The following is a 10,913-nucleotide window of genomic DNA, read 5'->3' as shown; positions in this document are numbered from 1 at the left end:
ACGTACACACTCAATCTTCGCTCATACATTTGCGTGGCTCACGCACAGCCGATTATCGGATTGATATTTTCAAAAAACGCTAAAGGTTATGTCTTTTACCATTGCTTTTTACGTTCATCATCATGGCTCAGGCCATTTAATGCGCACCATGCAGATTGTTAATGCGCTAAAAGGTTATCAGGTGATATTAATGGGTAGCGGCCTTAACAAAATAAAGCAGTTGCCGCCACATGTTTCGCTGGTACATCTTCCATTAGATATTCCGGAAGAAAATGAGAAAGTAATTGAAAGCCCACTCCCGCCAGCCGGATTACATTATGCCCCATTGGGTATCCAGGGAAGCAGAGATCGGGTGGGCATCATGACTGATGTATTTCGGAGCCATTACCCTTTAATTTTGGTGGTCGATGTATCTGTTGAAGTTGCTTTACTGGCTCGTTTAGCCGGCATTCCAACGATCATCATCAGACAACACGGTAAACGTAATGACTTGGCACATCAATTGGCTTATGACAGTGCTGAACTTTTAATCGCTCCGTTTGCGAAATCCATGTACATCGGCGAAGAAGATCATTTATTCAAAAAAACGTTTTTTGCAGGTGGATTTTCAAAATTTGATCAGACAAAGAACGATCAGGAAACTGATCCGAAAATGATTTGTATCCTCGTTGGAAAAGGTGGTACATCGATAAACCCGGAGCTATTACAGCACATCGCTAAGTCCTGCCCTTCCTACCATTTTAACGTAATGGGATTGACTAATCGGGAGACTCATAATTTAAAGAATTTGCAATTCCATGGAGAGGTGAATGATCCTGCGCCACTAATTGGTCAAGCGATGCTGATGATGGGGAACACAGGCCATAATACCGTTATGGAAATGGCCAGTCTAAATAAAAGATTTATCGGCATTCCGGAAGCCCGCCCGTTTGAGGAGCAACTAGAAAAAGCAAAATCTATCGAAGGCCGATCGGGAATCTTAATTATACATCCGCACCAGCTATACCATACCAATTGGGCTGATGTATTTGAAAAAATCAGCAGTGAAGAACCAGATTGGAAAGATGTTATTCATGCAGCTGCGTTAAGCAACGTAGCTAATGCCATCATCAATACTGGAAAAAAATTTTTCTAAATATTAAGATTTTAGTGTTGATCAGTTCTCAATCAAAGGGTTTTCTCCTGCTCAGCCTGCAAGTGCTTTTGAACCAACGATTAACTCCTTTGTAAGCTTTTTAATTGTTACCTTACTCCTCTGATGAAAATGCATTCTCATGGCTGAAATAACCAGATTAATCGGTTCATAAACAATAGATGAATGCCCCTGCTGATGCAACCGCTGTTCTATTTTTTCCCATAGGGACTCGAAATAAATACTGGTATTAAAAATATTAACGAGTTCAACATCATCCATTTCTGCCCAATCTGCAAGTGCAGCTAAAGCTGATAATGAATAGGTTTCAAAATTGCCATTATTCCAAATATTTCTTAACCTGTTTTTGAAATCAAATTTAAAAATCAAGGCATCTAAAGATTCTACTTGCTGCTCTTCACTTCTTAAGCTCATTTCCGACCAATGTTTCAGCTGAACGGAAAAACCAAATTTAACCCGTCCATCTAACCTGCCAGACGTGTAAATGCGCACTTTTGGTGAGTGCCTGATTTTAGCATCTACCCGATTCAGGGCTTTGCGAAATTCTTCATCTTCCAAATAAGGGATCATGGGCAGGCGACCAGCTTTTTCATACATTTCGCAGGTTACGGCTAAACTAGGTCCATAACACTGAAAGTGGCGGGGCCACGGGTTTGTATCGCTGGGATCAATAGCCGATTCTAAACGGGTTTTTAAAAACCGGTAAGTGACATCCCTTAAATGATGACGCCTGCTGATTTCTGGTGTATCACGTGGTAAAATCCTACCCCCGATCACATCTGCACCCGCCGCTATTTCCTTCATAATATGGTAAACCCAATCCGGTGCTACTTCGCTATCTGCATCTGTAGAAACAATGATTCCACGTTTGCCTGCCACCTTCATTATACGCAGGTGTGCGGCATCCATCAATAATCTTCTGGCCGTACCAATATGAGCCTGTTTTTCCTCCAGTTCAATACATTCTACATGTAAATGAAATTCGGGGTATTGTTGCTGATACATTTTGCAGATATGGAAGGTATCATCAGTACAATTGTTCGCCAAAACCAAAACTTCATATAAATCCATATTTATCGCGATCCCCAGCTCGTTCAATTGTAAACGCAATGCATCAAGTGTTTTAACAATGAAACCAGATTCATTTTTCGCAGGAACAATTACAGACAGTTGAAGTGAGGGATGTACCTCTCCTTTGAAAAGAAACTTAGTTTCTATTGGTAAAAGCTGATTCATATATTTTAATTAATTCAACTTCCTGCGTTATGCAAGAGATTTAGGAATAACCGGATTAATAAGCCGAAATAGGAATTGTCATTTGCGCTACACAACTACAAGTTGACAACAGCAATTTTTAATCAATTGTTTAATTTATTCATTCCGATTTCTACGGGAATAAATCCGGTCGGAAATAGTGTGATGCTAAACCATTCTAAAAGATATATAGATTGTTGACATCTTAGTTGATCTTAAAATCTATTGTCATTCATTAAATTAAATAGCATTTATCCCGACATTAGAATTATTCAAATTTGTTTTATTGATTTATTAGATTTGAGCATGAAAAACACGGGGAAAGCTACAAGTCATGATCAGGAGAACCTAAAAAACGATTTTTCCTTCAATGAGGGAGATCATCTCTCTTCTCTATCTTTACTTAATGCCTTGCCCCAGCAAGTTTGGACAGCCGGAAGCGATGGTAAAATCGATTATGTTAACGATACCATTTGCCGTGATTTTGGCTATCCGCAGGCTTTAATTATCGAAAGCGGCTGGGAAGCCTTTGTTCATCCGGAAGACATTACTGAAAGTATTGAACGGTGGCAGGAGGCACTTAACACCGAAAAAGAATATGTTACAGAATTTCGCTTGCGCTTTACCGATGGACAATACTACTGGCACCTGGCAAGAGCTGTTTTGGTTAAACGGACAGGAAAACCTTCCATTTGGGTAGGCACCAATACCAACATTCAAAGTCATAAAGATATTGAGTCGCGTAAGGATGAATTTATCTCTATAGCCAGCCATGAACTAAAAACACCGCTAACCTCTATCCGTGCTTACAACCAGGTAATGTTGCGCAAAGCGAGTGATGGCACAATAAAAGACTATTTATTGCGAACACAGGGACAGCTTGCCCGGCTTGAAAAATTAATTAAAGATTTATTGGATGTGAGCAAAATTAATGCTGGCAAAATGTCGCTCAACTTAGAAAATTTTAATTTTTCAGAAATGCTTCGTGATGCCATATCAGCCGCTCAGTCAGTCTCTACAAAACATAAAATTATTCTAACTGATGAATTAAATCTTGAGTTTACCGGCGATCATTACCGTTTAGAACAGGTTGTACAAAATTTCTTATCTAATGCGGTAAAGTATTCTCCTGAAGCAGATCGGGTTTTAGTAAGCACCAATATTAAAGATGGAAATGTGATCGTTTCGGTAACAGATTTTGGCATTGGCATCGAGCGCTCGCATTTAGGCAGGCTTTTCGACAGGTATTATCGGGCTGACAACTCCTCAAGCAGATTTGATGGACTTGGATTAGGACTATTCATTTCTGCCGAAATTATTAAAAGGCATGGCGGAAGTTTTTGGATAGAAAGTGAGCTTGGAAAAGGTGCCACATTTTTCTTCAAACTACCACTGGAAGCAGACCACCCTATCCAACCAGAAATTAAAACAAAAATTAACTATAAAGACCGATACCTTAGCATCTCCTGTCCGCAGGATGATGACATTATGTACGTGGAATGGACAGGCCATCAAGACATGCGATCGGTAAAACATGGTGGCGCTTTGATGATCGAGTATTTTAAAGCAAATCCACGATCTAAAGTTTTTAACGATAACCGTTTGGTATTGGGCACCTGGTCAGAAGCATCAGACTGGGCAGCTGAAGTATGGTTGCCGCTGATGGAACTGGCTGGCCTGAAATATTTGGCTTGGATATTTTCTGCCAGTGCTTTCAGCCAGTTATCTGCTCAAAAAAGTGTAGACAATGAAGAGAAAACATCAGAAATACTATTCTTTTACCAGGCTGATGAAGCATTGACCTGGTTAAGAAACATCAATCAAAAATAGCTTATTGAAAGATTTTATTCCTGTGCAAACGATGGTTTAGGAATTAAATATCAGGCCATAAAAAAGCCGGCATCATTGTAATGATTGCCGGCCCATTCAAAAATGCTTAAATTATTTTACGTCGTTTTTAACCTTGTTAGCTGTACGCTGTCCAGGTAAATAAATTTGAAAACCAAAAGATAAATTTAAGTTACTTTGTGTAGTAGCACTACCGAAACCAACTAATCCATTATATTTCAATAATGTTTCTAAACCGATGTTTGGCGTAATAAAATAGGCAAAACCCGGACCAACACTTAAGTTTAAGCCGTTTGTATTTCCACCACCTTTACTTACGTTTACACCACCAATACCTGCAGTAGCCTCTGCAAAGAAACGTCCGTGACGGATAACTTCCACATCACTTCCAGCATAATAACGTCCTAATGCACCAACACCATAACTGGTTGTAGTATTTGAATTTTTGGCCGTTTCTAAACCAAAATTTACATAACCACCTAATGCAACATTATCCTGAATAAACCAGGCAGCCTTTGGCGTAATATCTACACTGAAAATTTTAGGATCATCTAACCCCAAATTGATGTTTGTTAGGTTTCCACCTACCATTACATTACCTTTTTGAATCTGTGCGTTAGCCACACCAGCAAATAATGCGAAAGAAAATAAGCTCGAGATAAAAATCTTTTTCATATAAATGTTTAAAATGATCATCATTATTGATAACCACCCCTTCAACATGATCTGGCAAGAAATGTTTTCAAGTTTTACAAGCATACTGATTATGAGAGAGATAGATTTTTATTAAACTTCTTTAAAGAGTATCACTTCAAGCAAAATTCATCGAAATCCTTATCAATACGCTTATCATAATCTTCCATCAAACCCTTAATTCAAATTCCTGATTAAATCCTGCATCATATACCTTAAAAGTGATTGGCCATTCTTCTTTTATCAATTGCGGAACAAAATCACTGAATATCTTTTCAAAAGTTTCAAAGTCAATATCTGCTTTGGTAACGATCAAATAATTTGATTCTGATTGCACCACCACTTCTGCTACAAAATCTTTCCAGCGGTTTTTAATTAATTTTGGCAAATGCAGAAACTGCTGGGCCATGATGAATTTGCTAATGGATTTTACAAATTCTTCATCCAGTTTCTGATCGGCAAGATTTCGCCAATGCCCATTCGACAAATCAATTTGCCCTAAAATCTCATCATCATTGAGGATTAAAAATGAATGATGATTTTCTTCCTGCAATAACAGATAGGCACTAAATCCTAATTCTTGGGTAGGATCTTCGTGAAGGTAATGAAGTTTAATCATGTAATAAGGGATTAATTATTCTTCTGAATGTAAGATTGATACGCGGCTTCATGTATTGTTTTGATTTAGCAATGCGATGATCCCATTTTTGCTGTAAATCTCCTTTCATTAAAAGTAGAGATCCGTGTTCCAAACGGATGGAATATTTCTCGGCATGATTTTCCTTGAGCCGGATATCGAAACAGCGAACCTGTCCAAAAGAAAGAGAAGCAATAATGGGATGAGACCCCATCACGGTTTCATTATCACTGTGCCAGGTTACCGAATCCTGTCCGTTACGATAGTAATTGAGCAATACGGAATTAAAATTAATACCTGCAACAGGTTCTACCCTTTCTTTAAGTTGGAGCAGTTCTTCAGTCCATTTTAATGGTATTGATTTACCAAGAGCATTGTAGTCTATTTGTTCAGGATCACCATACCAGGCTGATAGCCGTGGTGTGATAACTTCCTTATCATAGTAACGTACTACTTTTTGTTTCCAGGGTGTATTTTGTATCAAATGCGCCAACATTTCATCGCTGAAAGCAGGCGCTAAAAAATCGCTTTGATAAGTTAAAATATCTACAGGCAATCCAACAGTTTGCCCTGCTTCAGCAAAAAAACTCAATTGTTCCATACGTTAGCAAAGGTGCAAAACTTTTTATAAATTACTAATATTTTTAGCATTATATTTGCCTAAAATATTAAAAATAGGAGGTTAATTATGGAAAAAGCATCTAAACAGCACATCATTGCAGATTTGAAAAAACAAATTCTGGGCATGCAAGGTTATGGTACACTGAGCATTGAGGATGATGTTTTTCCGCAATTAAAACTATTGGCAAAAGCTTTTCCAAACCAGCATTTTCCGCTTACCGGTATCCATGAGTTTATCGCTAACGAAACTGAAGATGCTGCTGCAAGTACGGGTTTCATCAATGCAATCCTTTCAGCATTAATGCAAACGGGTGGCCCTTCCATATGGATTAGTGCTACGCGAAACGTTTTTCCTCCAGCCATGCAGCGCTTTGCCTTACAACCCGACCAGATTATTTTTATCGACCTTAAAAACCACAAAGAAATATTATGGGTCTTAGAAGAAGCTTTAAAATGTGAAAATCTGAGTGCAGTAGTGGCCGAAATCCCCGAACTGAGTTTTAGTCAATCCAGAAGGTTACAATTGGTAATCGAAAAAAGCAAAGTTCCGGCTTTTATTATTCGACACCAGCCCCAACAACTTAATAATACAACCTGCCTTGCCCGTTGGCAAATTAAACATTTACCCAGCATATTACCAGATGGGATGCCAGGCGTGGGTCAGCCTTCATGGTCTGTAGAATTGTTAAAAGTGAGGAATGCACAACCCAGCAGTTTTAAACTCTCCTGGAATGGAACGTGCTTTCAAAACTTCGAACAGCAAACTGAAGTATTACAAACATTTAGAAAACTACAAGCAAGTTAACATGGGAAAGCGTTTTGTGAGCATTTGGTTTCCGTTTTTATTAACGGACTGGCTCGGCATCCGCAGGCCAGCACTAAAAGAGGTGGCTTGTGTATTTACTGCTGCTGTTAAAGGCCGTATCATCATCACGGCCTGCAACGCGTTGGCTTCAAAACAAGGTATACAAATAGGCATGGTGCTGGCGGATGCCAGGGCACTGGTACATGAACTGGAAGCTTTTGATGATAAACCCAATCGAAACGCTAAACTTTTACAGGGATTGGCAGAGTGGTGCATTCGATATACTCCTTTTGTGAGCATTGACTTACCCGATGGCATTTTGCTTGACGCTTCAGGCTGCACTCATTTATGGGATACAGAAGCACATTATCTTGCCCAAATCAGCAAACGCCTGAAAGAACTGGGCTACACCAATAAACCAGCCATTGCCGATACCATTGGAACAAGTTGGGCCGTTTCCCGTTTCAGCACTCAGGAATTTGTTGTTGCGCAAAAAAGGCAATATTACGCTTTGCTTTCATTGCCACCGGCCGCTCTTCGGCTGGAGCAAAGTATCTTAGATCGTTTAAATAAACTGGGGCTGCAAAAAATTGAACGTTTCATTCAAATGCCTCGCAGCGTTTTACGTCGCCGCTTTGGTGAAAACCTGTTGCATCGCATTGGCCAGGCGATGGGTGATGTACCAGAAGTATTTAATCCGATTGTAGTTGTACCCGAATATGAAGAACGCCTGCCCTGCCTGGAACCCATCAAAACGGCAACGGCAATTGAAATCGCCATTAAAAAATTACTGGAACAGCTTTGCAGCCTACTAAAAAAAGAAGGTTTAGGTTTACGTAGCGCTGAACTGAAAGGTTTTAGGATAGATGGAAAAATCATCCGCACCAGCATTGGCACCAATCAAAGCAATAATGATGTTCAACATTTGTTTAAACTCTTTGCTTTAAATATTGATAAATTGGCTCCCGGTTTAGGCGTGGAACTTTTTGTATTGACCGCAAATAAGGTAGAACCCGTTATTCAGGCCCAGGATAAATTATGGATAACTCAGTCAGATCTCCAGAGCCCTGCCCTTTCTGCCCTGCTCGATCGTGTAGCAGGAAAAGTAGGTCTAGCTGCGATTCGCCGTTTTTTGCCACAGGCGCAATATTGGCCGGAACGGGCGATTAAAAAAACAGCAGCACTTAGCGAGAATAGTAACCTGCCCTGGCATAATCCATTGGGCCGCCCAATCCACCTGTTGCACCAACCCGAAAACATACAGGTTACCGCTCCTATTCCTGATTATCCGCCATTAATCTTTATTTACAAGGGAAAAAAACACAATATTAAAAAAGCTGATGGACCCGAGCGCCTGGAGCGTTCCTGGTGGCTGGAGGATGGCGAGCATCGCGATTATTATATTGTGGAAGATGATGATGGATGTCGCTATTGGCTGTTTAGGGCCGGACATTATTCTGCCGAAAATTCACGCTGGTTTATTCATGGTTTTTTTGCCTGATCATGATGGAATATACTGAACTACAGGTAACCAGCAATTTCAGCTTTTTAAGGGGAGCTTCACATCCTGAAGAATTGGCGGAAGAAGCTGCTAAAATGGGCTACACCAAAATTGCCATTACTGATCACAATACGCTTGCTGGCATTGTTCGGGCGCATGCTGCAGCAAAAAAAACTGGGAATAGAAATTATTCCGGCATGCCGGCTAAATTTAGCTGACGGACCAAGTCTGCTGGCTTATCCCACCAATCAGGAAGCTTACGCCCGCCTATCGGCTTTAATTAGTTTGGGTAATTTGCGTACAGAAAAAGGCAGCTGCCTGATTTATCGCAAAGATGTTTATGCACACGCTGCAGGAATTTTATTTATTGCCATCCCGCCTGATACACTTTCTGCAAATTTTGATTTTGAATCAAATTTCCCAAACGACCTTGCGGAGTACAAAAAAAATCTTCATGATCAGCTTTATCTTTCCATTTCGAGGAATTATCAAGGCGAGGATCAAAAAAGGATGTTCCGGTTAACACAACTTTCTCAAAATTTAAACATTCCTTTAGTAGCTACTAATGATGTATATTATCACACCCCATCACGTCGCGAACTTCAGGATGTATTAACCTGTGTACGTGAAAAATGCACCATCCAAACGGCAGGTTTTCATTTATTTCAAAATGCCGAACGCCACCTTAAAGCCCCTGAAGAAATGCTGAGGCTTTACCGGAAATATCCGCAAGCCTTGCAAAATGCGGTTTACATTGCCAATGCTTGTCAGTTTAGTTTAAGTAGCCTGAAGTATGTTTATCCGGAAGAAATTACAAGTGGAGAGAAATCTCCATTAGCCGAACTCACCGATTTAGCCTGGAAAGGCGCACATGAAATTTTTGGCGATGATTTGCCTGAAAAAATTGTCAGCAACATTAACCATGAACTGAAATTTGTGGAAGAAATGGAATATGCTGCCTATTTTTTAACCGTTTACGATATTGTTCGTTTTGCCCGTGAGCAGAAAATTCTTTGCCAGGGTCGTGGTTCTGCAGCCAATTCTACCATTTGTTATTGCCTGGGCATCACTTCTGTTGATCCTACAAAATTCGATTTATTATTTGAACGTTTTATTTCTTCGGCCCGTAATGAACCACCTGATATTGATGTGGATTTTGAGCATGAACGCCGGGAAGAAGTAATTCAGTACATCTACGAGAAATATGGCCGGGACCGGGCAGCAATTGTGGCTACTGTAACCCAGCAAAGGCAAAAAGGCGCCATCAGAGATGTAGGCAAAGTTATGGGACTTTCAGTGGACACCATTAACCGGCTTTCGGCTTCTATTTGGGAATTTACGGATGAATGGTTTGAAGGCAATCGCCTTACAGAACAAGGCCTTAACCCAAATGATCCCTTGTTGAGAAAAGTGCTTTCCCTTACCGGCCAAATGATGGGTTTCCCCCGCCAGTTGGGTCAGCACACGGGCGGTTTTGTGATTACGCAAGGTAAACTGACTGATCTTTGTCCTATCCTAAATGCCCGCATGGCAGACCGCACCAATATTGAATGGAACAAAGATGATATCGATACCCTTGGCTTTTTGAAAATTGATATTCTGGCTTTAGGCATGCTCACCTGCATCCGCAAAGGTTTTGATTTGGCAAAACAGCACTATAACCTCGATCTGACCATGGCAAAGATCAATGAAAATGACGATCCAAAAGTTTATGAAATGATTAGTCATGCAGATACCATTGGAGTATTCCAAATTGAAAGTCGGGCTCAACAGTCCATGCTTCCTAGATTAAAACCTAAACGTTTTTATGATCTGGTGATCGAGGTGGCCATTGTTCGGCCTGGGCCTATTCAGGGCGATATGGTTCATCCTTATTTGCGAAGAAGGAATGACGAAGAAGAAGTAAGTTATCCATCGAAGGAACTGGAGGAGATTCTCAGTAAAACACTTGGCGTTCCACTATTTCAGGAGCAGGCGATGAAAATTGCCATTGTGGCGGCTGGTTTTACCCCTACCGAAGCCGACGAACTTCGCCGGAGTATGGCAACATTCAAACTGAAAGGCATGGTTACCCAGTTCGAAAAAAAATTAATTTCGGGCATGGTAGCCAAAGGCTATGATGAAGATTTCGCTAAGCGAATATTTAAACAACTGGAAGGTTTTGGAAGTTATGGTTTCCCGGAAAGCCATGCCGCTAGTTTTGCCTTGCTGGTTTATGTTTCCTGCTGGTTAAAATGTTATTATCCAGATGTTTTTGCAGCAGCATTACTCAATAGCATGCCAATGGGATTTTATCAGCCTGCCCAAATTGTAATTGATGCCCGAAAACACGGCGTAGAAGTTCGGCCGATAGATATAAATCATTCTTTTTATGACAATACCTTAGAAGAAAAAGCTGGAA

Annotated in this window: 10 protein-coding genes; 6 read left to right on the top strand and 4 right to left on the bottom strand. The window is 40.4% G+C overall.

The window, feature by feature from the left end; all coding sequences use genetic code 11:
* Positions 1–88: 88 nt before the first annotated feature.
* Positions 89–1,135: a glycosyltransferase gene (locus ON09_RS19160; protein WP_010602683.1), complete on the top strand. Its 1,047-nt coding sequence runs from the start codon at positions 89–91 to the stop codon at positions 1,133–1,135.
* 51 nt (positions 1,136–1,186) lie between these two features.
* Here ON09_RS19160 and ON09_RS19155 read toward each other — a convergent pair whose 3' ends face one another.
* Positions 1,187–2,389, bottom strand: a complete 1,203-nt coding sequence (locus ON09_RS19155) for a glycosyltransferase (protein WP_010602682.1) — start codon at positions 2,387–2,389, stop codon at positions 1,187–1,189.
* 324 nt (positions 2,390–2,713) lie between these two features.
* Here ON09_RS19155 and ON09_RS19150 point away from each other — a divergent pair, with 324 nt between their 5' ends.
* Positions 2,714–4,237 (top strand): sensor histidine kinase, encoded by a 1,524-nt coding sequence (locus ON09_RS19150; RefSeq protein WP_029204478.1) that lies wholly within the window; start codon positions 2,714–2,716, stop codon positions 4,235–4,237.
* A gap of 111 nt (positions 4,238–4,348) precedes the next feature.
* Here the strand turns inward: ON09_RS19150 and ON09_RS19145 are convergent, their stop codons facing one another.
* The 3 genes from ON09_RS19145 to ON09_RS19135 all read right to left on the bottom strand — a co-directional run bounded on the left by ON09_RS19145 (position 4,349) and on the right by ON09_RS19135 (position 6,186).
* Complete coding sequence (locus tag ON09_RS19145; RefSeq protein WP_029204477.1) at positions 4,349–4,930, bottom strand: hypothetical protein; 582 nt, start codon at positions 4,928–4,930, stop codon at positions 4,349–4,351.
* A gap of 187 nt (positions 4,931–5,117) precedes the next feature.
* Positions 5,118–5,567, bottom strand: a complete 450-nt coding sequence (locus ON09_RS19140; RefSeq protein ID WP_010602679.1) for a hypothetical protein — start codon at positions 5,565–5,567, stop codon at positions 5,118–5,120.
* On the bottom strand, positions 5,560–6,186 hold the full coding sequence (locus ON09_RS19135; RefSeq protein ID WP_010602678.1) for an alpha-ketoglutarate-dependent dioxygenase AlkB family protein: 627 nt from the start codon (positions 6,184–6,186) through the stop codon (positions 5,560–5,562). Before ON09_RS19135 ends, ON09_RS19140 begins: the two co-directional genes overlap by 8 nt.
* 87 nt (positions 6,187–6,273) lie before the next feature.
* Here ON09_RS19135 and ON09_RS19130 point away from each other — a divergent pair, with 87 nt between their 5' ends.
* From ON09_RS19130 to ON09_RS19120, 4 genes are all read left to right on the top strand, one after another.
* On the top strand, positions 6,274–7,011 hold the full coding sequence (locus ON09_RS19130) for an ImuA family protein (RefSeq protein WP_010602677.1): 738 nt from the start codon (positions 6,274–6,276) through the stop codon (positions 7,009–7,011).
* Positions 6,905–8,512, top strand: a complete 1,608-nt coding sequence (locus ON09_RS19125; RefSeq protein ID WP_238533750.1) for a Y-family DNA polymerase — start codon at positions 6,905–6,907, stop codon at positions 8,510–8,512. Before ON09_RS19130 ends, ON09_RS19125 begins: the two co-directional genes overlap by 107 nt.
* Positions 8,513–8,514: 2 nt before the next feature.
* Positions 8,515–8,730, top strand: a complete 216-nt coding sequence (locus ON09_RS26265) for a PHP domain-containing protein (RefSeq protein ID WP_238533749.1) — start codon at positions 8,515–8,517, stop codon at positions 8,728–8,730.
* On the top strand, positions 8,669–10,913 hold a 2,245-nt coding region (locus tag ON09_RS19120), incomplete at its 3' end, for an error-prone DNA polymerase (protein WP_238533748.1). The genes ON09_RS26265 and ON09_RS19120, both read left to right, overlap by 62 nt.

Origin of the sequence: Pedobacter agri PB92 (genome assembly GCF_000258495.1) — a bacterium.
Lineage (GTDB): Bacteria > Bacteroidota > Bacteroidia > Sphingobacteriales > Sphingobacteriaceae > Pedobacter > Pedobacter agri.
The sequence above is the reverse complement of the archived record's forward strand: the minus strand, read 5'-3'. Positions and strand labels throughout refer to the sequence as shown.